Below are 23,284 nucleotides of genomic sequence, written 5' to 3'. Positions count from 1 at the left end.
AAGCCGATGGCGCAGTTTATCAACCAGAAGGAAAAGCTGGTTCAGGACGCACTTGACGGTTTGCTGCGCGCGTCCGGCGGCGCCAAGCTGGCACGGCTGGATGGCTTTCCCGGCATCAAGGTGATCATGCGCACCGATCACAAGCCATCGCGCGTGGCCATCATCGCTGGCGGCGGGTCGGGGCACGAGCCGGCCCATGCCAGCTTTGTGGGTGCTGGCATGCTGACTGCTGCTGTGGCCGGCGAAATCTTCGCCTCACCCAGCATTGATGCCGTCTTCGCCGCCATCATGGCGGTAACCGGGCCGGGCGGTTGCCTGCTGATCTTCAAGAACTATACCGGCGATCGTTTGAATTTTGGCCTCGCTGTCGAACGTGCCCGTTCGCTGGGCAAGAAGGTTGAAGTCGTCATCGTGAAGGACGACATCGCCATTCCCGGCATCGCCCAGCCGCGCGGCGTTGCTGGCGTGGTCTTCGTCGAGAAGATCGCAGGGCATTTCGCCGAGAAAGGCTGGCCGCTGCATAAGGTGGCGAAGATCGCGCAGGACGTGGCAGACGCAGCGGTATCGTTGGGCCTTGCTTTGAGCTCCTGCACCATACCCGGCATCGGCCGCGAAGACCGTGTGCCATTAGGCAAGGCCGAGCTGGGCCTCGGTATCCACGGCGAGCCGGGCGTAGAACTGATCGGCTTTGAAGATGCCGCCAAAACTGCCCGCGCATTGACCGACAGGCTGTTCAAGCGTGCGCGCCCGGCGAAATCCTATGCGCTGCTGGTCAACAATTTGGGCTCCACCACGCCGCTGGAAATGGCTTTGTTGACCAATGAAGTTCTGGCTGGCCCGCATGGCAAAAAGATCAAGCTGGTCTGCGGCCCTGCCAATCTCGTCACATCGCTCGATATGCATGGCTTCTCGTTCAGCCTGCTGCCGCTGAAGCCGGAATGGGAAGTGGCCTTGCAATCGCCCGCCTCGCCGCTGGTCTGGCCGAAAGTCTATCGGCATGAAAAACCAAAGCTGGTGAAGCTGCCGAAAGAGTCGAAGATCAAGACTTTCAAACCCAGCAAAAATCCGGCACTCGCCGCAACGCTGGCCAAAGCCTGCGACATCATCATCGCCCATGAAAAGCCGTTGAATGCGCTGGATGCGCGGGTGGGCGACGGCGATACAGGCTCCACTCTCGCCACCGCCGCGCGCTACATCCATGCCAATATCGGTAAATTGCCGCTGGCCAAGCAGGATGATTTTTTCGCAGCCCTCAGCCAGGCGATGACCCATGCCATCGGCGGCTCATCCGGCGTGCTGCTGGCCATCTTCTTTTCTTCCGCCGGGCAGAGCACCGGCAAGAACTGGAAGGCAGCGCTGCAATTTGGCCTGGAAAAGATGATGGCCTATGGCGGCGCAGGTCCCGGCCACCGCACCATGATCGACGCTTTGGCGCCATCGCTTGCCGCATTGTCAGCAAGCGGAGATTTGAACGCTGCCGCGCAAGCCGCCCGCACAGGCGCCAACGCCACTGGCAAGATGACGCGCGCCCAGGCGGGCCGCAGTTCCTATGTCTCGGCGGATAATCTCGCCGGCATCAATGATCCCGGTGCCGAAGCTGTGGCGCTGCTTCTAGAGGGATTGGCGAAAGCCTGATCAGACTTCGACCCAGCGATGTGTTTCCGCCGAAGTGGCAAAGGCATGGATCACTTTTTCAATGCCAATGCCGCGCTCGAAATTCACCGATTCGGATTTACGCCCGGTGATCGCATAAAGCAGCTCGGCCGCTTCAATCACCTTGAGTTCGTTGAAGCCCAGGCCATGGCCGGGGGCAGGGCAGAGCTTGCCATATGCCGCATGATACGGCCCCGACAGAATCCGCCGAAAGCCGCGCTGCTCCGGCGGGCCTTCCGCCACATAGAGGTTGAGCTCATTCATCCGCTCATTGTCGAGCCACAGCATGCCCTTGGAACCATGAACTTCAATCTTGAGGCCATTCTTGCGCCCATGCGCGATGCGGCTAGAAGACAGCACGCCGCGCGCGCCCGATGCAAAACGCACAAGCGCGTGAGCAATGTCATCATTCTCAACTTCGGCCATCTTGCCACCCGCAGCCGGGCGCTGCTTGTGCACCACATCCACCATCGCAGAAAGACTGGAGATATTCCCCATCAGCTCTTGTGCCAGCGAAATCAGATGCACGGTGAGATCGCCCAGCGTGCCGAGCCCCGCATCCTTGCGCGTCAGCCGCCAAGACCACGGCAGCGCCGGGTCGGCCATATAATCTTCATCGACAGAACCGCGGAAATCAAACACCTCGCCAATCGCACCCTCGGCGATCAGCTTGCGCGCAAACTGCAAAGCGGGATTGCGCAAATAGCCATAGCCGAGTGCAGTCGCTTGCCCCTTGGCGTTCGCGGCAGCAGCAGCCATTGCTTCCGCATCGGCAATCGTCAGCGCCATCGGCTTCTCGCACCAGACATGCTTGCCCGCTTCCAGCGCAGCCACCGCCATTTCGCGGTGCAGCCCATTGGGCGAAGTGATGGAGATCAGCTGAATGGATGGGTCGCTCAACAATGAGCGCCAGTCTGTGGTGGATTTGGCAAAGCCCCAATCTGCTGCGCATTTGGCTGTGTGAGCGGCAACCACATCACACAGCACCGCACGGTCCACCACCGGCACATCGCCAAATACTGCTTTGACAGCGCCGTAAGCCATCGCATGGCACTTGCCCATGAAGCCCGTGCCGATGAGAGCAACTCCGATGCGATCCATGCTAGGCGCTCACTTTCGCTTGCTTCAGCTTCTCGATCTCGGCTTCGAGATCGACGAGTTCCTTGCCGCCCGCCATCAGGTTCAGCAATTCATCACGGCTGATCTTGTCCACGCTATGCGTACCCATGCTGCGCCCGCGCTTCAGGATGGTGAAGCGATCCCCCACCACATAGGCGTGATGCACATTGTGCGAAATGAAAATGACGCCAATGCCGCGCGCCTTGGATTGCACAATCAGCTTCAGCACGATCGAGGCCTGATGCACGCCCAGCGCCGAAGTCGGCTCATCCAGGATCAGCACCTTGGCACCGAAATGAATGGCGCGCGCAATCGCAAGGCATTGCCGCTCACCACCCGAGAGCGTGCCCACCGGTTGCTCGGGGTCGCGCAGCTCTATGCCCATGTCGCGCAGTTCGCGATACGCAGTGCGGTTGCAGTAATCAATGTCCAGCTGCTTGAACGGCCCGATGCCCTTCACCGGCTCGCGGCCCAGAAAGAAATTGCGTGCCACGCTCATCAGTGGCACCAGAGCCAGATCCTGATACACGGTGGCGATGCCGCTATCCAAGGTCTCCTTGGGTGAACCAAAACGCACAGGTTTCCCATCCACCAGAATCTCACCCGCATCCGGCGTGTAAACACCAGACAGCGTCTTGATCAGCGTGGATTTGCCCGCGCCATTGTCGCCCAGCAGGCAATGCACTTCACCAGGCAGCACATCGAAAGTCACATCCTTGAGCGCAATCACTGTGCCGAAATATTTGCTGACGGCTTTCAGTTCAACATAGGGCGTGACCATCAGCGGCTCCTCATCGCGCGGTTGCGCACATAAGAGTTGAACAGAACCGCAATCAGCATCATCGCGCCCATGAAGAACTTGAACCAGTCGGTATCAACTCCAGTGTAGAAAATGCCCATCTGCACCACGCCAAAAATCAGCGCGCCGAACAGTGCGCCCACGGCCGAGCCGTAGCCGCCTGTCAGCAATGTGCCGCCGATCACCACGGCGATGATCGCTTCGAATTCTTTCTGTGTGCCGCGCAAAGTGTCGGCCGAGCCGGTGACGAGAACCTGAATGGCCGCAAACAAAGTTGCCGACCAGGCCGTCATCACAAACAGCGTAATCTTGGTACGGTTCACTGGCACGCCCACATTGCGTGCCGCGTTGGGCTCGCCACCCGATGCAAAAATCCAGTTGCCAAACCGTGTGCGTGACAACAGCCACGCACAGAACAGCGTGAGCCCCACCCACCACAGGATGGAAACTGGAATGCCGCTGATCGAAGGCTTGCCATCAGGCCGCAGCCCGATCACGCCGACCGACGCCAGCCATTCAATCGGTCCGGCAAAAACCTGCCCTGAGAAAAGGCTGTTCAGCGGATCGTTGGCCGCAAGCTCATGCAAGCCCGAAACCTGCGTGCGGCCGGAGATGCCACGCGTGATGCCCAGCGTCAGCCCGCGCAGCATGAACAGCCCGCCAAGCGTTACGATGAAAGACGGCAACCCCGTGCGCACCACCATATAGCCATTGGCTGCGCCGATAATGCCCGAAACTGCGAACGCAAAGATAATGCAGGTCCAAACCGGCCAGTGCCAGAACACCGCAGGGATCGCGATCAGAATGCCAGCAAAGCCAATCATCGAACCCAACGAAAGATCAAACTCGCCAGCGATCATCAGGAGCGCCACAGGTGCCGCGAGTATCCCCAACTGCGCCGAGACTTCCAGGAAGTTTACAATGCCCTTGGCACTGAACAATCCACTCGTGCCCGCTACGGCGGCGAAGAATGCAAACACCAGCACCGTGCCGGCAATGGCGCCGAGTTCAGGACGGCTCAGTAGCCGCCCCAGCAAGGGCACTTGCCTTACGCGTTCGTCTTTGGACGTCGAGCTCATGATTCAACCTGCAACGAAAAAAGAGGGGCAGGCGGGGAGGACCACCCGCCCCTGGAGGTTCAGCGTTTGCCCAGTTTGGAAAGTGCAATCACCGAAGCGGCGGTATCCTTGGTCACGAAGCCGGGGCCGGTGGGATAATCCGCAATCGGCGCGATCTTGTATTTCTTCCACAGGTCAAACATCACGACGGGGATATAGCCCATCGCATATTGCTGCGCGTCGATGCCCCATTCCATCTTGCCGTCCACAATGGCCTGCAAAACGTTGGGCGAAAGATCGAACGTGCCGGTCTTGATCTTGCCTTCCAGCCCCATATCCTTCAGCGCGGCCAGCATCGGTTCGGCACCAGTAGCGCCAACGGCGAGGATGAATTGCGTATCGGGATGCGCGGTCAGATAGGCCGTCACGCGGTTCTTCATTTCGGTCGGGTCCATCACACCGTTGAGAACCGGCACATCAACGCCCATGCCCTGCTTGAAACCGTTGCAGCGGTCATCAAGGCTGGAATTGCCGACTTCGTGGTTGGAACAGACAGCCTTCGTGATGCCCAGCGCCTTGATCCTTTCACCCGCCATCACACCAGCCTGGAATTCATCCTGGCCCATGAACAGCAAGCCACCGAGATCATGCGTCAGCTTCGATCCGCCGGAGTCGATCACGATCACCGGCACACCGGCGGCAACAGCATTCTTCACTTGCGTGGAAAGCGCTGCAGCATCAGGGATAGATACAACCAGACCATCGGGCTTCGAGGTTGCGGCGGCATCGATCATCTGGCCCAGCTTGGCCATGTCGAATGTGTCGGGGGAAATATATTCGGCTTTCACGCCCAGTGTCTTGGCGGCATCGTCCATGCCGTTCTTCACGACCGACCAATAGGGGTCGCCGCTCTGGCCGTGCGTGACGAATACCACGCGCGTCTGGTCATCGGCATAAGCCGCGGCACCAGCGCCCGTCCAGATGGTGACTGCTGCGGCAACACCGAGCAGTGACTTCAACATGTCTCTCTTCGTACCCATAGAACCCTCCTGTTATGCCGCACGTTGCGGCGTTCCTTATGCAGTCACCTCAAAGCCGGCTTCGCGCGCCATGCGCGACAGGTTCTTGAAACCCATCGTAGCGTATGTGAGCGGGTGGGCCTTCTTGGGGTCTTGTTCCGCCTCGACCACCAGCCAGCCGCTATAGCCATTGTCGGCCAGCGTCTTGAGGATCGGGACGTAATTGATGGAGCCATCGCCGGGCACGGTGAAAATGCCGTCCAGCACGGCTTGCATGAAGCTCATGTCTTCGCGCCGGGCTTTCTCCAGCATCTCCTTGCGCGGGTCCTTGCAATGCACATGCACGACGCGCTTCACATGGCGCTTCACCAGCGCCAGCGGGTCGCCACCGGAGAACGATGAATGCCCGGTGTCATAGAGCAGGCCCACGGCAGGTCCCGTCAGTTTCATCATCATGTCCACTTCGGCATCGGTTTCCACAATGGTGCCCATGTGATGATGAAACGCCATGCGCACGCCAAAGTCAGCCATCTTCTCCGCCAGAGCGTTGAGCTTCTTGGCATAGGCGGGCCACTCGGCATCGGAAAGCGAGGGGCGCTTTGAAATAGGGTCCCACACGGCACCAAGCCGCCCCAGCGATGTATCGGCATAGACAACATATTTGCTGCCCATGTCTTTCAGCAGCTGCAGATGCGGCGTGATCGCCTCCATCTCGGCATCAACATCTTTCTCAGCGCAACGCCCATCATACCAGCCAGAAATAATGTCCAAGCCATATTGCGCCATGATCGGCTTCAACACGGATGACTGGCGCGGAAATTTTCCACCAAGTTCAGTGCCCGCATAACCGGCCTGCTTGGTTTCAGCGAGGCAGGTTTCCAGCGGCGTGTCGCCGCCCAGTTCCGGCACGTCATCATTGGACCAGGTGATGGGATTAATGCCGATGCGTACGCTCAAAATGATTCTCCGGATTGAAGGCGGGCAGTGGGATGGCTGGCATTCCAGCGGGTGAGATTGGCCAGCAGGTTCATATCGCGATGCGCGTGTTCTGCGGTGTTGCGGACCGGCTTGCCTTCGACGATGGCAGACCAGAAACCCTTCAGCTCTTCGATGAAGGCTTCTTCGTAACCCTTGCGGATATCGCGCGTATGCAATTGGTGGCCATCGCCAGTGCGGATGGTCAGTTGCGTGGGCTGGTGGTTGAGATAGGGCGAGGGGAATTCAAGCTCCAGCGAGGCATCATCGAAATAGAGCGTAATGCGCTCGCGGTAATGCGGCAGTTTCGGTACGGTCAGATGCGTCATCGTCCACAGCGCCTGGCCGCCCAACAGTTTCACGCTGCCGTGGCCACCGTCACCACCCGCATAAAGCTGAGCACCGGAAATCTCGCCATCCGGAACGCCAAGCTTCTTGAGAAGGCCATGCACCGCATTCACATCATGCACGATGGCGGAGCAATAGGCGCCGGTGTAGCCGCGAAAGGTCACATCATTGAGATCAATCCCAACAGCCTTTTTGACTTGCGCCTTTTGCTTGGTGCGCACATCGGCGATCAACGCGTCGGGCACATCCTTGCTGGCCTGCCAATCATGATGGCGGATGAAGGGCCATGCATCAGGATCATTCACTTCGACGGAGACATGCCGCAACGTGGCCTTGGTGCCCGGCATCAGTTCAAGGGCTGCCTCATAGCTCGGGTCGAAGCGCTTCATATAACCCACTTGCAGCACCTTGCCCGCAGCATCACGCGCGGCGATCAGCTCGGCAATGTCGGCCGGCGCGTAACACAGCGGCTTTTCGCAGAACACATGCAGGCCATGGGCAAACCCGGCCAAGGCATGTTCCTTGTGCAGCGCATCAGGCGAAGCCACCAGGATCGCATCCAGCTTCTGTCCTAAAAGCTGATCAATCGTTTCAAAGGTCTGCAGGCCGTAGCGATGGGAAATGAACTGGCGCGTGCTGGCGGAAGGATCACACACACCCGCAATCTCAAACTGCTCAGACAACCGGCGCAAGTTCGGAATGTGTTCGACCTGGGCAATCCCGCCCGCTCCGATCACACCGATCCTGATCCGCTTCATGCCCAAGTGCCGAGTCCCAGCTTGTAAGAGCCACGACGCTACTGCTAGGCTGGTTCTGTGCACAGAACCAATTTGGCTAGATTTTGAGGAACCAAGGGTGACGCTATCTTTTCCTGTTCGCAACATCGTGATTGACCGGGATTCGGAGGCCCCTTTACACCGCCAGCTTTACCGCCAGCTGCGCGAACTGATCGAGGGCCGCAAGCTGCCCAGCGGCGTGGCGCTACCTTCCACGCGCGCCCTGGCCAAAGATATCGGTGTGGGCCGCAACACGGTGATCGCCGCCTATGACCAGCTTTCACTCGAAGGATTCCTCGGCACATTGCGTGGCTCCGGTCCGCTGGTGAAGGAGCTGCCCACCTATTCGCCGCATCCGCGCCAGTTGAACCAATCAGGTGAATCGACGCTATCGGCGCGCGGCCGCATGATGAGCGAGCAGCCCTATCATCACGGCGTGCCCGGCATTGCGGCCTTTCATCCTGGCCTGCCGGATGCCGACAATTTTCCCTTCAACACCTGGTCGAAGCTGCTCACCAAGCGCGCCAAGCAGGCGCGGGGTGATCTATTTGGCACTTATCACGTGACTGGCTATCCGCCGCTTTGCCAGGCCATCGCGCGCTATCTGATGGCCTCGCGTGGGGTGGAATGCCGCCCGGAACAGATCATCATCACCAATGGTGCGCAATCAGCGTTTGACCTTCTGGCGCGGCTGCTGGTCGATCCGGGTGAATCTGTCTGGATGGAGGAGCCCGGCTATTACGGCGCAGGCGCAGCCTTCCTCGCGGCGGGCGCCGAGCTGCAACCGCTGCGCGTCAATGAAGATGGCTGGAATCTGGATCCACCGCCAAAAAATCCACGGGTGATTTTCGTCACACCGTCGTGCCATTATCCGCTGGGTGTGACCATGTCGATGCAGCAACGCCTAACTTTGATGCGCATGGCAAGCGACTGGAACGCCTGGATCATCGAGGATGATTATGACAGCGAATACCGCTTCCAGGGCCAGCCCATTCCCGCGCTGCAAGGCGTGGCCGCTGGTTCACGCGTGATCTTCGTCGGCACCTTCGCCAAGATCCTTTTTCCCGCCATGCGCCTCGGCTACATGGTGGTCCCGCTGAATATCAGGGACCGGGTGATGGCGGCCCTCAGCGCCACCGGGCAATTCGCGCCGCTGATCACCCAAGCGGCACTAGCCGACTTCATCAGCGAAGGCCATCTCGCGCGCCACTTGCGGCGCATGCTGCGGCTCTATACCGAGCGGCGGCAATATTTCACCGAGCAGTTCGAGAAACATCTCACGCCGTGGATGGAGCTGCATCCGACTGACTCAGGCATTCAGCTTGTCGGTCTGTTCCGCAAGCGCCTCGATGATCGCAAGATCGCGGCGGAGGCTGGCAAGCAAGGCATCAATGTCTCGCCCTTGTCGATGCAGTTCCGCGGCACTGGCAAACAGAGCGGCTTGCTGATGGGTTTCGCCGCCGCAGATGCCAATGCCACGCGCCGCGCCATGAGCGGCTTGGCAAAACTGCTGGAACGATACTAGAGGGCTTGCGCCACCGTCTTCAGCGCAGCAAGTGTGGCCATCGTCATTTTCACATTCAAAAAGTCAGGCCAGGTGGAAAGTTTCACCGCCACCATGTCATGCGCGAAATCCACATAGATCAGCTGCCCGAAAACACCACGGCACATCAGATTGCGCGAGACAGGGTCTTCCACCCAGAATTGGTTGTGATACCCACCCTGCGGCAGCGCGATCGTATAGGGCTCACCAAAGAGCTCATGCGGTGCATTGCGCGTCGCTTCAATCCAGGATGCAGGCACAATGCCTTGCCCGCCTGACAGTACCATCTGCCCGAAGCGGCCATAGTCGCGCAGCGTGGCATTGAAACCGCCATCGGCCAGCGCATAGCCTGCACTGTCCACCGTGAAGCACGCACTCTCTTCCACACCGAGTTTCTGCCACAGCTCTTCCGACACGATCTGCGCCAGACGCTTGCCGGTCACCGCCTCCATACAGAAGGCCAGAAGATCAGTTTCAATGGAGCGATACTCAAACGCAGCACCATGCGGCCGCGTGGTGCCCTTGAGGCCCAGAATTTGCTCCCACACATGCGTCGGCCACTTGGCATTCTTGTCAGCATCGGGCGGAATGGGCTTCCACCCGGTGGAAACATCAAGCTGGCCCATATCGGAATTGGGGTCTGTATAGGTCTCGTCAAACTTCACGCCGGTGCTCATATCCAGCACCTGCTGTAAAGTGGCACCCTTCCAGCCCGTGCCTGCAAGTTCTGGAATATAATCGCTCACCAGCTTGCCGGGATCGAGCAGGCCGCGCCCGACAAGAATACCAGCCGTCATGCCCGTGACCGACTTGGCTACCGATTGCGACAGATGCAGCGTGCGCGGCTGCATGTCGTTCATATAGGCTTCAAACACGATCTTGCCGCGATGAAGCACCAGCAAGCCATCGGTAAAAGTCTCGTTCAGAAAATCAGTGAGGCTGGCTTCCTTGCCCGCCAGTGATTTCACCGGCAGCGTGCCCAGCGGCTTCTCAACTCTCTCAAATTGGCGCACAGGCCCGGTGCCGCGCCAGACTTCCACTGTGGGAAGCACTTCGCGCATGTTGAGGAACGACCATCGGTTCCAGGGTGCGCGGTCCCAATCCATCGGGGGCAGGGCATTGCTGCGTGTGGGGCCATTGCTCATGATGCGTATCCTGTGAATGAAAAGCCCCGGCGTTTCAGCCGGGGCCCCGCCATGGCGTTTGAACTCAGCCCTTCAGCTTGGTCCAGATCTTGTTGTAGATTTCGATCACGGCCGGATCGCACGGCGGAACGAATTCCGGTGTTGGTGCACCGGCCGGTAAATGCAACTCAGGCGCATCAGCGAATTCCTTCGGCAGCGCCTTGAGGCCATCGGTGATGCCATTGTCGTAGCCGGCGAATTCCGAAATCAGCGCGGCATTTTCCGGGTCCATCACAAAGTTCTGGAAGGCCTTGGCATTGTCCATGTTAGCAGCACCTTTCAGCACCGACACATTGTCCATCCAGCCTTCAATGCCTTCCTTCGGGAAAGCGAACTTCACGCTCGGCATTTTCTGGCGCATGCGGTAGGCGGCACCATTCCAGGTCTGCGAGACAGAAACGTCGCCGGATGTCACCTTGGTGATCGTGTCATAGCTGAAGGTCTTCCAATTGGCCTTGGCGGCATTCAGCGCATCGCTTACCTTCTTCAGGTTTTCCTTGTCGGCGCCGCAACGTGGCACGCCCACATAGCGCTCGGCCGCATGGGTGAGCGAGTTCATGTCATCGAGCACGTTGATCTGGCCCTTCAGTTCATCCGGCGGATTGAACAGGATACCCAGCGTGTCGATGTCGCCCTTGTACTTGTCGGTGTTGACCACAAAGTTGGTCATGCCATATTGCCACGGCACCGAATAATGACGGCCGGAATCCCAATACACGTCAACGAATTCCGGGCGCATGTTCTTGAAGTTCGGCATGGTGTTCGGCTCGGTCTTTTCGAGCAGGCCGTCATCCGCCATGATCTTCACGGTGTAATCGGATGGCACAACGATGTCATAGCCGGAGTTTCCGGCGCGCACCTTCGACAGCATGGTTTCATTCGAATCGTAAGAATCCAATGTGATTTTCACGTCGAACTGCTTCTCGAATTTTTCGATCAGCTTGGGGTTGGTGTAATCACCCCAATTGTAGATGTGCAGCTCTCCGGCCGCCATGGCGTTGCCCGCGGCAACCGCCAGAACAGCCCCGGCGGCTGCAAGTTTCAAGATGGATTTCAACATAGACATTCTCCCTGGTTGGATTTCAGAACTCATTTGCGCCTGCGCGCGATAAAGAAGGAAATGACGATAAAGGCCATCGAGAACAGCAGCAGGATGGCGGCGATGGCATTGATCTCCGGTGTCATCGGCCTGCGTGTCTGGTTCCAGATGTAAAGCGGCAATGTTGTCTGCCCTGGGCCTGCCACCATTTGCGTGATGGTGAAATCATCGAAGGACACGATGAAGGCAAGGGCCGCACCTGACGCAATGCCAGGCACCAGCAGGGGCAGCGTGACGCGCCTGAAGGCCTGCCACGGCGTGGCATAAAGATCAGCTGCAGCATTTTCCAAGGTCAGGTCCATATCCTCAAGCCGCGCCCGGATGGGCATGAAGGCGAAGGGAATGCAGAACACACAATGAGCCAGCACAATGTTTCCGATGCCGAAATTCCAGCCGAAGCCGCGGGCCAGCAAAGCGAAGAATGACAGCGTCGCCACCGCCGTAATGATTTCAGGCACCATCAAGGGCAGATTGATGATCATGAAGGCGGCACTCATGCCGGGCCAGGCCTTCACCCGCGTCATGCCGATGGCGGCCAGCGTGGCAACGGATGTGGAAACGATTGTGGCAATAATCGAAATGAGGAATGTGTTGCGCGCAGCGGAATGGAAATCTTCGTTAGCCAGCGCAACGCCAAACCATTTCAGGCTCACACCTTCCCAGCTCATCATAAGATTGCCGGAATTGAAGGCAAACACCATCAGCACCAGTATGGGCGTGTAGAGCATCGCCAGGCAGAAGATCGCAACGCCCTTGAAGCCGGGTTGCGTCTTGATATCGACTGCCCCGTCCATCTTAGTCATGATGCATCTTGCCCGTCGCCGAATTGCGCACATAGGCGAACAGCGCGCACATCACAGCCGCCATCAGGATCAGCGCCTGAGCCGCACCCAGAGGCCAGTTGCGGCCCGAACCAAATTGCTGCGCAATGAGATCACCAATCATCAGATGCAAACCACCACCCAGAATAAGCGGGGTGACATAAGCGCCAATCGCGGGGATCAGCACGAGCAAGCAGCCCGCAATGATGCCGGGCTTGGCCATAGGAATGATGATGCGCCAAAGCACCTGGCGCTTGGTGGCGTAAAGATCAAAGCCCGCTTCCACTAGCCGGAAATCCAGCTTCTCCAGGCTGGAATAAAGCGGCAGCACCATGAAAGGCAGATAGGAATAGAGCAGCCCCAGCACGATGGCGAAATTGGTGTAGAGCATGGTGATGGGCTTATCGATCACATGCCAATGCATGAGAAGCGTATTGATCACGCCTTCATCGCGGATGATGAACATGATGGCCAGCGTGCGCACCAGCAGGTTTGACCAGAACGGAATGGTGATCAGCAGCACCCACCAGCTGCGTTGTTCCGGCGGGCGCGTGGCCATGAAATAGGCCGTGGGGAATCCGATCAGCAGGCAGATCACCGTGGTGAGCAGCGCAAACAGAATGGAGCGCAGATAGATATAAAGATAATCCGGCGCGAATTGCAGCGTATCGTCGAAGATGTCGCGCTGGAACAGGAAATTCACATAGGCATCGGTGGTGAATTTCCATTCCACGCCACCGTAAGGCGCAGCCTTCAGGAAGGAATAGACCAAGATCACCAGCAGCGGCAGAATACCGAACAGAGTGATGATGAGCACCGAAGGCAGAGACAGCAATTGATGCCGCCGTGCCGAACGCTTCTGCGAAGCGAGGGCAATTTCAGCGGCTGTGGTGCTTTCTCCTGCCATGATCAGTCGTTCAGGATCCGCAAGGTCTTGGTGGAGAATTCAATGCCCACCTTGTCGCCCGGCTTGCGCGCATTCACCGGTGTTCCTGAATTCTGCTGGCGCGCCATGAACACTGAACCATCCGACAGCTTCACATGGAAATGTGTGTCGGTGCCGAAGAACACCACATTCTCGACCACGCCTTTGAGGTTGCTCTTGGCCACGTCCACCAGCGTGGCATGTTCAGGCCGCAGCACAACCGTCACCTTGCCAGTGAGCGCCTTGCCCTCCGGCGCCTCAGCCGCAATGACAGGCCCCGCATCAAGCTTCACCTGAGCGATCTTCTTGGCCGTGGATTTGACCTGACCATTCAGGAAATTCGTCTCGCCGATGAAATTGGCCACGAAGTGATCGGCCGGCCGGTCATAGATGTCGTGTGGCGAGCCGACCTGTAAAATCTTGCCCTTGCTCATCACCGCGATGCGGTCACTCATCGTCAGCGCTTCTTCCTGGTCATGGGTGACGAAGATGAAGGTGATGCCGGTTTCAAGTTGCAGGCGCTTGAGTTCGATCTGCATTTCCTTGCGGAGCTTATAGTCGAGCGCAGACAGCGGCTCATCTAGCAACAAGACCTTCGGTTTCGGAGCAAGCGCACGTGCCAGTGCCACGCGCTGTTGTTGGCCGCCGGAAATCTGCGAGGTGCGGCGGTCGCGCAGTTCTTCCATACGCACCAGCTTCAGCATCTCGGCCACGCGTGCTTCGATCTCAGCCTTCGGCTTGCCCAGCATTTCAAGGCCGAAGCCGATATTCTGCGCCACCGTCATATGCGGGAACAGCGCATAGCTTTGGAACACGGTGTTCACCGGCCGCTTGTGGGCCGGCAGCAAGGCAATGTCTTCGCCGTACAGCAATATCTGCCCATCGGTGGGAAATTCAAATCCGGCGATCAGCCGAAGGAGTGTGGTCTTGCCGCAACCCGAAGGGCCAAGCAGTGTAAAGAACTCGTTCTGATTGATGGTGACTGACACGTTGTCCAGCGCGGCCACGGCGTCCTGCCCGGCACCTTTGAACACCTTACGCACGTTTTTCGCCGCAATAGCAGCTTTGCTCTCAGCCAAACCCGTAACACCCCTGATACCCTGATTGTCATCCTAGAACGCGAAATTGCGAAACCACAAGCGCAAATGTGGATCACGCCTGCGGCGTTTTCCCATCCAAGGTGAGCAGTGCCCCATAAAGCGCAGGCCGCCGGTCGCGGAACACGCCCCAGCTGCGGCGCAAGGCGCCAATCTCGTCCAGGTCAAAACTGTGAATGCGGAAGCCTTCTTCTGTGCGGTCCATTTCCTGAACCTTTTCGCCCTGATAGTCGGCGATGAAAGATCGGCCATAGAAAATATCGCTGCGCCCATCGGGGGCGGTCTCCTCGCCCGCCCGGTTAGATGCCAGGACCGGCATGATGTTTGCCCCCGCATGGCCGCGCATCACATTTTGCCAATGGTTGCTGGAATCGTAAGTCGGATTGGGCGGCTCGGATCCGATGGCAGTGGGATAGAGCAAAAACTCCGCCCCCATCAAAGCCATGGCGCGAGCGCATTCGGGAAACCACTGGTCCCAGCAAATGCCCAGGCCAATTGTACCGACAGCCGTTTCCCAAACCTTGAACCCGGTATCGCCCGGCGAGAAATAGAATTTCTCCTGATAGCCGCGCCCATCGGGAATATGCGTTTTGCGGTAGAAGCCCAGTTCCGTGCCATCGGCATCCACAATCACCGTGGTGTTGTAATGCGCCTGGCCCGCACGCTCAAAAACGCTGACCGGCAAAACCACACCCAACTCTTTCGCCAGAGCCGCAAAACGCTTTACCGTCGGGTGGCGGTCGAGCTCGATGGCTTGCTGCAAAAACTTGGCGTGCTGCTCGATGCAGAAATAATCGGCATCGAAAAGCTCCTGCAGCAAAACCATTTGCGCGCCCTCGGCCACCGCCGCGCGCACCAGCTTTTCGGCCTTGTCGCAGTTCTTGGCCCAGTCATTTTCCGAGGCCATCTGCGTAATGGCAAGCTTGACCTGCCTCATCAGCCGTTCTCGAATCCGTCGAGCACATTCACCGTATTGATGCCGATGGCGTCAATCGCATAGCCGCCTTCCATCACGAACAGCGTGGGCAGTTTCAACTTCGCAATGCGTGCACCGTAAGTTGTGAAGTCTGCACTTTCAAGTTTGAAGGACGAGATCGGATCATTCTTGAACGTATCAACACCCAGCGAAACCAGCAGCACATCCGGCTTGTAGGCTTTGATCTTGCGGCAGGCCGCTTCCAGTGCCGCACCCCACACATCATATTTGGTGCCGGGCGGCATCGGGTAATTCACATTGAAGCCTTCGCCCTTGCCGCGGCCCGTCTCATCCTTGAAGCCGAGGAAATAGGGGAACGTGTCTTCCGGCTGGCCATGCAGGGAGCAGAACAGCACATCCTCGCGGTCATAGAAAATATCCTGCGTGCCATTGCCGTGGTGAAAATCCACATCAAGAATGGCCACACGTTTCGCACCCGCATCGCGGAAGCCCTGCGCGGCAATAGCCACATTGTTGAGGAAACAATATCCGCCATAAAGATCATGATGCGCATGATGCCCCGGCGGGCGGCACAGCGCGAAAGCCGCGCGCTCGCCGCGTGAAACCAGCGCCTGGCCTTTCAGCGCCGTGGCGGCGGAAGCGGTGGCGGCCTTCCATGTGCCGGCGGTGATCATCGTCTCGGTGCCGAACGTGTAATAGCCCACCTTGCCATCAATGGCGCGCATCGGCTTCTTGCGCAGGCCGGGGACCGGGAACATCGTGGGCAGGATTTCGCCGCGATAGCCCGCCTTGGTCCACTCGCTCCACGCACTTTCCAGAAAGGCGACGAAGTCCTTGTCATGCACTTTCTTCACGGTCTGCATCTTGAGCGCGCCGGGCGCCACGAAATCATTCATCTTGCGCGACTTGAGTTCGCGCAGAATATATTCAACGCGCGAAGGCCGCTCGAACGGCGTGACAAGCTCACCACCATAAACTTCGCCCTGGGGAAAGTGTGCGCGGTGATCATCGGTATAAACAATTTTCATGAGAGGGCTCCGGTCAATGCCGTAAACTATGGCAAAGCCCATTGCAGCCAGCAAGGGCACTTGCTGGCATTCGTGAAGTCCAGCTAAGTTCGCAGCATGACACAATTGGCCGATATCATTATTTTCAACGCTGCCATCCTCACCATGGATGCGGCACAACCTCACGCCAATGCGATTGCGATGGCCAATGGCCAGATCTTGGCCGTCGGCAGTAAAGATTCATTGCACCACTTGGCCGGACCGAGCACGCGGCAGATCGACGCGCAAGGCCACAGCGTGGTGCCCGGCATCAATGAAAGCCACATCCACGTCTTCGGCGGCTCTGCCGTTTTGAACCGCCTTTCCCTATTCAACAAGAACGGCCTTGAAGCCATTACCACCGTCATCCAGGCGCATGCGGCGCAGCACCGCACAGAGCCACTGCTGATTGTCAATTCCACCGATTACACGGTGCTGGGGGAAGGCCGCAGCCTCGACCGCCACATTCTCGACGGTATCTTGCCGGATCAGCCGCTCGCGCTCATGTCGCCAGATTTTCACACGGTCTGGGCCAACACCATCGCCCTGAAGAAAGCCGATCTGCTGCATGGCAGGCAACTCGCGCCCGGCAATGAAGTCGTGATAGGACCAGATGGGCTCGCAACGGGTGAGTTGCGCGAATCCGGAGCCTTCAATCCTGTGATCGCGCTGGATGCATCGGGCGGGCGTGATCGCTTGGGGGTTTCCGCAGATGATGAACCTCAAGGTGGTGTGAGCAGCCAGGAACGGGAGTATGACAAAGCGCTGCTGCGCAATGGCCTGAAACACCTCGCCCGCCACGGCATCACCAGCTTCCAGAACATGGATGGAAATTTCTACCAGCTGCAATTGCTGGCTGAAATCGAGAAAGAGGGGGATCTGCTCTGCCGCGCCCGCATTCCGTTGCATTGCGTTTCAGGCGGTGGTGCAGAAAGAATGAAGAAGGCCGTGGCGATGCGCAGCGAATATCATTCGCGGTGGCTCACTTCCGGCACGGTAAAATTCTTCCTGGATGGCGTGATCGACAGCCACACAGCCTTGATGGCGCAGGACTATGCCGACCAGCCCGGCTGGCGCGGCGAGCCACGCTTCGATCTGGAAAACTTCAAAACACTTTGCATAGAAGCCGACAAACGCGGCCTGCAAATCGCCGTTCATTCGATCGGTGACGGCTCTACGAAAGCCGTGCTCGATGCTTATGAAGCGGTGCGCGCCGCCAATGGAAAATGCGACAGCCGCCACCGCATCGAACATCTGGAACTGGTGCGCGATGCTGACTTTGCGCGCCTGAAGGCGCTTAGTGTCATCGCCTCCATGCAGCCGCCGCATCCGCCAGGCCAATGCGGCTTGCCACTGGAACCCACAATCAGCGCCATTGGTCAGCAGCATTGGCCCCGCGCCTATGCCTGGCGGCGCATTCGTGATCTAGGGATCCCGCTGGCCTTCTCGTCGGATTGGCCGGTGTCGTCGGTTAATCCATGGGAGTCCATTCATTCCGCCGTCACCCGCAAGCCATGGGCCGTTGGCCTGCCGGACAACCGCCAGACGGTAGCGGAAGCACTGCAATCCTACACCTTGACCGGGGCCTATGCGGAGTTTGCGGAAAACTGGAAAGGCATGCTGAAGTCGGGCTACGTTGCCGATCTGGTCATTCTGGACCGCAACATCGAAAACTGCGATCCAGAAGAATTGGCGGAAGTGATGCCGGTCCTAACCATGTGCGGCGGCCGCGTCACCTTCGAGGCCTGATCAATCCGGCGAATAAGTGCGCGTCGCTTCCGGGTCACCACTTTCAAACGGCAGCGCGAGCAATTCATCCCAAGCCGCTTCCGGGATTTGATAGTTGCTCCATTCAATCGTCTGCGCAATGCGCTCCGGCTTGCTGATGCCGATGATTGTCGAAGCCACACGCGGGTCGCGCATCGAAAACTGCAAAGCCGCAGCACCAGGTGGAATGCCGTGCTTCGCGCAAACATCCTCAACGCGCTTCACGGGTGCGAGCACTTCTGCCGTCGCTTCCTGATACACATAGCGCTTGAGGTTCGCTGTGCCCTTGGCCAGCACGCCGCTGGCATAGGGCGCTGCATTCAGCACGGCCACGCCGCGCTCCTGCGCCAGGTCCATCATCGGCGCGGCATTGCGGTTCACCAGCGTGAAGCGGTTATGAGTGATCAGGCAATCAAAATCCCAGTTGCGCAGCAAAGGCATCATCACATCCACCACGCCGGCAGCAAGGCCAATGGATTTGGTCAGTCCTTCTTCCTTCATCTTCACCAGTTCGGCCAGCGCCTGTTCCACATCCTGCGGCGACGAAGCATATTCAGGATCATGTAGATGCAGCATGCCGAAATGATCAACACCCAGGGCTTTCAGGCTTTGCTCCAGTGAGCGGCGTGCTTGCGCACCATCGAATTTCAGTGTGTCCATGTCGCGGTCAAGCTTGGTGGAAATCACAAAGCCCTTCGGAATGCCACCGCGCACACGGATCACTTCACCGATGCGTTCTTCACTTTTGCCCAGGCCGTAATTGCGCGCCGTATCGAGAAAATTGATCTCGCTGTCGAAAATCGCATTCACCGTGGCATGTGCCTGTTCGACGGTCACGCCATGGCCATAGGTCCCTGGCATGTCGCCGATGGGGGCAAGGCCAAAGCATAGCCTGCTGACGGAAACGCCCGTTTTGCCAATGGCCACTCTGCTTGATTGTACAGATGTCATGAAGTCACTCCCGAATTATTCGATTCTCTGGCCGCTGGCCTTGTCGAAAATATGCACATGTGAAGGGCTGATGGCCAGCTTCACCTTGTCGCCGGGTGAAATGTCGCTGCGTTCCAGCACCATCAGTTCCACATGGGTGCCTGCAGCCTTCACCACCACTTGCGTCATCATGCCGAGCGGTTCAACCACCAGCACTTCGCCGGCAAGTCCTTTGGCCGCCATCTGCAAATGCTCCGGGCGGAAACCCAGCGTGAGCTTCTGGCCATCCTTCACGCCCTTGGCGGAGATGGGCAGGCTGGAACCATCAGCCAGCACCGCACTGCCTTTGCCCTTGGCCACCGCATCTACAAAATTCATCGTCGGCGAGCCGATGAAGCCCGCCACGAAAACATTGGCTGGCCGGTCATAGACTTCCAGCGGCGGGCCCACCTGCTGGATCACGCCTTCATTCATCACGGCGATGCGGTTGGCCATGGTCATCGCTTCCACTTGGTCATGCGTGACGTAAACCGCAGTCGTTTTCAGCGATTGGTGCAGCGCCTTGATCTCGGTGCGCATCTGCGCGCGCAGCTTGGCGTCAAGGTTTGACAGCGGTTCATCAAACAGAAACACTTTCGGATCGCGCACAATGGCGCGGCCCATCGCCACGCGCTGGCGCTGCCCGCCAGAAAGCTGCTTCGGCAACCGCGCCAGCAACGCACCAAGCCCCAGCTTGCCGGAAGCCGCATCAACGCGTGTCTTGATCTTGGCCGGATCTTCCTTGCGCAGCATCAGGCCGAAACTCATATTCTTGGTCACATCCATATGCGGGTAAAGCGCATAGGACTGGAACACCATCGCAATGTCACGGTCGCGCGGGGCCACATCATTCACCACGCGGTCACCGATCTTGATCTCGCCGCCGGTCACATCTTCAAGCCCGGCGATGGAGCGCAGCAGCGTGGACTTGCCGCAGCCCGATGGGCCAACCAGCACCACAAACTCGCCATCGGCAATGGTCAGATTGATGCCGCTCAGCACTTTTACGGCACCGAACGTCTTGCTCACATTGCTCAGCGTGACGGAAGACATGTCATTATCCCTTGACGGCGCCGGCGGTCAGGCCAGTCACCAGATAGCGTTGCAGGAAACCGAAGAACAGGCAAACCGGAATCAGCGCCAGCACCGAGGCCGCCATCATCTGCCCCCAATCCACCGCGAATTTGCCGATGAAAGTGAGCAGCCCCACCGAGAATGTCTTCTGGCTTTCACTGTTGATCAGCATCAGTGCGAACAGCAATTCGCTCCACGCCGCCGTGAACACAAAGGCCACCGTGGCGCCCATGCCCGGCAGGGTGAGCGGCAGGATGATCCGGCGCAGAGCCACAAAGCGGCTGCAGCCATCAATCATCGCGGCCTCTTCCAAATCCTTCGGCACGCCATCAAAGAACGACTGCATGAGGAACGTGGCAAAGGCGATATTGAACGCCGTATAGATGATGATCAGCCCATAGAGATTATCGGTAAGCCCCAGCTGCCCCATGATGCGGAAGATCGGCGGGATCACCATCACCAGCGGAAAAGTCTGCGTCAGCAGCAGCAGCAGGCTCACGCCCACCTTGCCGCGAAATTGAAAGCGCGACAGCGCATAGCCCGCCAGTGAAGCAATGACCGTGACGATCAGCGAGGTCGATATCGACACCACCACGCTGTTCAAAAAGTAGCGCGGGAAGTCTGACGCGGCCAGAACCGAGCTGTAATTCTCCAGCGTCATCCGGCTGGGCCACAACTTGATACCTTCGCTGTAGAGCAGCTTCTGCGGGGTGACTGAAATCTTCACCGTCCAGTAAATCGGAAACAGCGCGAAGGCCACATAGAGCGCGACAGCACCATAAAGCCCAACACCCTCAATGATCCGCCGCGCCGCGCTCTTGCCGACCATTACATGTCCCTCATCAGCCGGCGCCGCATCTGGATCACCACAAGCGCATAGAGAATAAGCAGGAACAACAACAGCACCGCAATCGCCGAGGCATAGCCCTTGTCCAGCGTCTTGAACGTGGAGACATAGATGTAAGTCGCAATCGTCTCGGTCGAGCCCGCAGGCCCACCCGCCGTCATCACATAAATGAGATCAGCAAAGGTGGCGATCCACACCGTGCGCAGCATCACCGTGATGGCAATGGTGGGAGCGAGAAAGGGCAGGGTCACTTTGGTGAATTGTTGCCAAGCAGTCGCACCATCAATCGATGCCGCTTCATAAAGCTCCGTCGGAATGGACTTGCGCGCCGCCAGCAGCGTGATCGCAAAGAACGGAATGCCATACCAGACATTGGCCAGAATAGGCCCCCACATCGCATGATCCGGGCTGGCCAGAATGGTCACCGCTTCCTTCTGGATGCCAAGGTAATACATCACGTGAGGAATGGGCCCGATCAGCGGGTTGAACAGCCAGGCCCAGGTCAACCCGGTCAGAAATGTCGGCACCGCCCAAGGCAAAAACACCACCGCCTGCACCAGCTTGCGCCCAAAGAACGCGCGGTTGAGGATCAGCGCCAGCCCCAGCCCCAGAAAGAATTGCAGGATCAAACTGCCGGCCGTCCACCACAGCGTATTGTACAGCGAGTGATACAGAACCGGGTCCGTCGCCAGCGTGCGGTATTGGTCAAGCCCGGCCCATTCCGAACGGAAGGCGGAGAACTTGTAGAAGGAATAGCAAATGCCGATCACCAGCGGCACCAGCAAAACAACAACAATGAAAATCAGCGCCGGGCTCAGATAAAGCCATGGCTCCGCCATTGCAGCCCAGCGGCGCATCCGTGCTTGCCTGTTGATTTCATCAGCGCGTGAAAGTGTCATGCCATAAAGAAAGGGCGCGGCATCTCTGCCGCGCCCGGTCCCGATATTACTTGTGAGCCGCCATATATTTCTGCTGCTCGTCCGTCAGGAACTTGGCCCAGGTATCGGCGACTTCCTTGGCGGTTTTCTGGCCCAGCAGCACGGCCTGGAAATTCTTCGGCACTTGTGAATCATAGAACACGCCCAGATTTTCCAGATAGGTCGGCGGCGTCGTCAGCTCATACTTGCTCGCGTCTTTGAGCTCGGTGAACCAGCCGGCAAATTGTTCGGTCTTGAAGTAATCGTCGGATTCTGCGCCATTGTGGATGGGCAGCGTGCCCACTGTCTTGGCCCAGCCGAGGTTCTGCTTGTTGTCCAGCAGGAAGGACATCACTTTCCACGTCTCATCCTTGTGCTTGCTGGCCGACATCATCGCCCAGCCAGCATAACCCAGTGCAGGATACGCCTTGCCCGACGGACCGACCGGCCATGGGGCAACTGCGAAATCATCGGCATTCATTTTTTCGGCAATACCGATCAAGGCGTCCGGGTCCTGGTTCAACATGGCGCAGGTCCCGGTATAGAAGCCGGTCACCAGCTCATTGAAACCCCAGCTGACGGAGTCCTTCGGGGCCCAGCCCTTCTGATAGATATCAGCCAGCATCTGCAGGCCCTTCACAGCGCCTTCTTCATTGAAGATCGAGGTGCCGTCGGCGTTGAAATAGCCAGACTTGCCGGCCATGTTGTCCATGAACTGCTGGATCGAACCGAAAGCACCCGGCCCGCCGCGCAGGCAATAGCCATATTTGCCGGGCAGCTTTTCAGCGATCTGCTTGGCATCGGCCGCAAACTCATCCATCGTCTTCGGCGCACCATCGATGCCGGCTTCCTTGAACATCTTCTTGTTCCAGAACATGGCATTGATGTAGTAGCCGTAGGGGATCATGAACTGGGTGTCCTTGACGGTGGAGCCCAGCTGCTTGGCGCGGTCGCCCAGCGTCTTGAACTCATCCCACTTGTCCATATAGGGGCCCAGCGCTTCGAGCTGGCCGTTATTGGCATAAAGGCCCATCCAGCGTTCAGGCATTTCCACCATGTCGGGGATCTGCCCGGCCTGCACCATGCTGAGGAATTTTTCGAAGGCTTCACCCCACGGCAGCGAGACGACGTCGACGTGAATGCCGGGATTGGCTTTTTCAAATTCGGCCAATTGGCCTTTGAGGAATTCGGTGCGCTGCGGGCTGGTGATCACTTCCACCAGTTGCACCGTGGTGTCAGCGAGAACGCTGGCGGTGCTGAGGGCCAAAGCGGCAACGCCGAAGGCCATGGACAATGCGAATTTTCTCATTT

General features: G+C 58.3%; 21 protein-coding genes. 3 read left to right on the top strand and 18 right to left on the bottom strand.

The window, feature by feature from the left end; translation table 11 throughout:
• Positions 1–6: 6 nt before the first annotated feature.
• Positions 7–1,635 carry a dihydroxyacetone kinase subunit DhaK gene (locus F8B91_RS08625; protein ID WP_196503305.1) on the top strand — a complete coding sequence of 543 codons (1,629 nt, stop codon included), beginning with the start codon at positions 7–9 and terminating at the stop codon, positions 1,633–1,635.
• On the opposite strand, the gene F8B91_RS08620 is transcribed toward F8B91_RS08625, so the two are convergent.
• Genes F8B91_RS08620 through F8B91_RS08595 form a run of 6 tightly spaced genes read right to left on the bottom strand, consistent with a single transcriptional unit; the run spans position 1,636 to position 7,729 of the window.
• The gene (locus tag F8B91_RS08620) at positions 1,636–2,754 is read right to left on the bottom strand and encodes a Gfo/Idh/MocA family protein (RefSeq protein WP_196503304.1); all 1,119 of its coding nucleotides are present in this window, start codon (positions 2,752–2,754) and stop codon (positions 1,636–1,638) included.
• A gap of 1 nt (position 2,755) precedes the next feature.
• A complete protein-coding gene (locus tag F8B91_RS08615; protein ID WP_196503303.1) occupies positions 2,756–3,553 on the bottom strand; it encodes an ATP-binding cassette domain-containing protein in 798 nt (265 codons plus the stop codon).
• Positions 3,553–4,650 (bottom strand): ABC transporter permease, encoded by a 1,098-nt coding sequence (locus F8B91_RS08610; RefSeq protein ID WP_196503302.1) that lies wholly within the window; start codon positions 4,648–4,650, stop codon positions 3,553–3,555. Before F8B91_RS08610 ends, F8B91_RS08615 begins: the two co-directional genes overlap by 1 nt.
• Before the next feature lie 59 nt (positions 4,651–4,709).
• On the bottom strand, positions 4,710–5,669 hold the full coding sequence (locus F8B91_RS08605) for a sugar ABC transporter substrate-binding protein (protein WP_196503301.1): 960 nt from the start codon (positions 5,667–5,669) through the stop codon (positions 4,710–4,712).
• Between the two features lie 36 nt (positions 5,670–5,705).
• A complete protein-coding gene (gene iolE / locus F8B91_RS08600; RefSeq protein WP_196503300.1) occupies positions 5,706–6,605 on the bottom strand; it encodes a myo-inosose-2 dehydratase in 900 nt (299 codons plus the stop codon).
• The gene (locus tag F8B91_RS08595) at positions 6,602–7,729 is read right to left on the bottom strand and encodes a Gfo/Idh/MocA family protein (RefSeq protein ID WP_196503299.1); all 1,128 of its coding nucleotides are present in this window, start codon (positions 7,727–7,729) and stop codon (positions 6,602–6,604) included. The genes iolE and F8B91_RS08595 overlap by 4 nt, the downstream gene beginning before the upstream one ends.
• A gap of 97 nt (positions 7,730–7,826) precedes the next feature.
• Between F8B91_RS08595 and F8B91_RS08590 the strand changes: the two genes are divergently transcribed.
• Positions 7,827–9,272 (top strand): aminotransferase class I/II-fold pyridoxal phosphate-dependent enzyme, encoded by a 1,446-nt coding sequence (locus F8B91_RS08590; protein WP_196503298.1) that lies wholly within the window; start codon positions 7,827–7,829, stop codon positions 9,270–9,272.
• Here F8B91_RS08590 and F8B91_RS08585 read toward each other — a convergent pair.
• The 7 genes from F8B91_RS08585 to F8B91_RS08555 all read right to left on the bottom strand — a co-directional run bounded on the left by F8B91_RS08585 (position 9,269) and on the right by F8B91_RS08555 (position 16,381).
• Positions 9,269–10,435, bottom strand: a complete 1,167-nt coding sequence (locus F8B91_RS08585; protein WP_196503297.1) for a serine hydrolase domain-containing protein — start codon at positions 10,433–10,435, stop codon at positions 9,269–9,271. The genes F8B91_RS08590 and F8B91_RS08585 overlap by 4 nt on opposite strands.
• 64 nt (positions 10,436–10,499) lie before the next feature.
• Positions 10,500–11,534 (bottom strand): extracellular solute-binding protein, encoded by a 1,035-nt coding sequence (locus F8B91_RS08580; RefSeq protein ID WP_196503296.1) that lies wholly within the window; start codon positions 11,532–11,534, stop codon positions 10,500–10,502.
• A gap of 29 nt (positions 11,535–11,563) precedes the next feature.
• The gene (locus tag F8B91_RS08575) at positions 11,564–12,376 is read right to left on the bottom strand and encodes an ABC transporter permease (RefSeq protein WP_432432029.1); all 813 of its coding nucleotides are present in this window, start codon (positions 12,374–12,376) and stop codon (positions 11,564–11,566) included.
• Positions 12,369–13,301, bottom strand: coding sequence for an ABC transporter permease (locus tag F8B91_RS08570; protein ID WP_196503295.1), 933 nt, complete (start codon positions 13,299–13,301; stop codon positions 12,369–12,371). The genes F8B91_RS08575 and F8B91_RS08570 overlap by 8 nt, the downstream gene beginning before the upstream one ends.
• A 2-nt stretch (positions 13,302–13,303) precedes the next feature.
• A complete protein-coding gene (locus tag F8B91_RS08565) occupies positions 13,304–14,362 on the bottom strand; it encodes an ABC transporter ATP-binding protein (RefSeq protein WP_348641729.1) in 1,059 nt (352 codons plus the stop codon).
• Between the two features lie 109 nt (positions 14,363–14,471).
• Positions 14,472–15,353: an N-carbamoylputrescine amidase gene (gene aguB, locus F8B91_RS08560; protein WP_196503294.1), complete on the bottom strand. Its 882-nt coding sequence runs from the start codon at positions 15,351–15,353 to the stop codon at positions 14,472–14,474.
• The gene (locus F8B91_RS08555) at positions 15,353–16,381 is read right to left on the bottom strand and encodes a histone deacetylase family protein (protein ID WP_196503293.1); all 1,029 of its coding nucleotides are present in this window, start codon (positions 16,379–16,381) and stop codon (positions 15,353–15,355) included. Before F8B91_RS08555 ends, aguB begins: the two co-directional genes overlap by 1 nt.
• Positions 16,382–16,477: 96 nt before the next feature.
• On the opposite strand from F8B91_RS08555, the gene F8B91_RS08550 reads away from it, so the two are divergent.
• Positions 16,478–18,148: an amidohydrolase gene (locus F8B91_RS08550; RefSeq protein ID WP_196503292.1), complete on the top strand. Its 1,671-nt coding sequence runs from the start codon at positions 16,478–16,480 to the stop codon at positions 18,146–18,148.
• On the opposite strand, the gene F8B91_RS08545 is transcribed toward F8B91_RS08550, so the two are convergent.
• From F8B91_RS08545 to F8B91_RS08525, 5 genes are read right to left on the bottom strand one after another with little or no spacing between them, the layout of a single operon-like run.
• Positions 18,149–19,117, bottom strand: coding sequence for an aldo/keto reductase (locus F8B91_RS08545; RefSeq protein ID WP_196503291.1), 969 nt, complete (start codon positions 19,115–19,117; stop codon positions 18,149–18,151).
• A 15-nt stretch (positions 19,118–19,132) separates the two neighbouring features.
• Positions 19,133–20,188 (bottom strand): ABC transporter ATP-binding protein, encoded by a 1,056-nt coding sequence (locus F8B91_RS08540; protein WP_196503290.1) that lies wholly within the window; start codon positions 20,186–20,188, stop codon positions 19,133–19,135.
• 4 nt (positions 20,189–20,192) lie between these two features.
• Positions 20,193–21,038, bottom strand: a complete 846-nt coding sequence (locus F8B91_RS08535) for a carbohydrate ABC transporter permease (protein ID WP_196503289.1) — start codon at positions 21,036–21,038, stop codon at positions 20,193–20,195.
• Positions 21,038–21,955 (bottom strand): carbohydrate ABC transporter permease, encoded by a 918-nt coding sequence (locus tag F8B91_RS08530; protein ID WP_196503288.1) that lies wholly within the window; start codon positions 21,953–21,955, stop codon positions 21,038–21,040. The genes F8B91_RS08535 and F8B91_RS08530 overlap by 1 nt, the downstream gene beginning before the upstream one ends.
• A gap of 46 nt (positions 21,956–22,001) precedes the next feature.
• Positions 22,002–23,282: an ABC transporter substrate-binding protein gene (locus F8B91_RS08525; RefSeq protein ID WP_196503287.1), complete on the bottom strand. Its 1,281-nt coding sequence runs from the start codon at positions 23,280–23,282 to the stop codon at positions 22,002–22,004.
• Positions 23,283–23,284: the final 2 nt, after the last annotated feature.

It is taken from the genome of Aestuariivirga litoralis (assembly GCF_015714715.1).
Taxonomy (GTDB): Bacteria; Pseudomonadota; Alphaproteobacteria; order Rhizobiales; family Aestuariivirgaceae; genus Aestuariivirga; species Aestuariivirga litoralis_A.
Note: the sequence above shows the minus strand (reverse complement) of the source record. Positions and strands in the feature narration are given on the sequence as shown.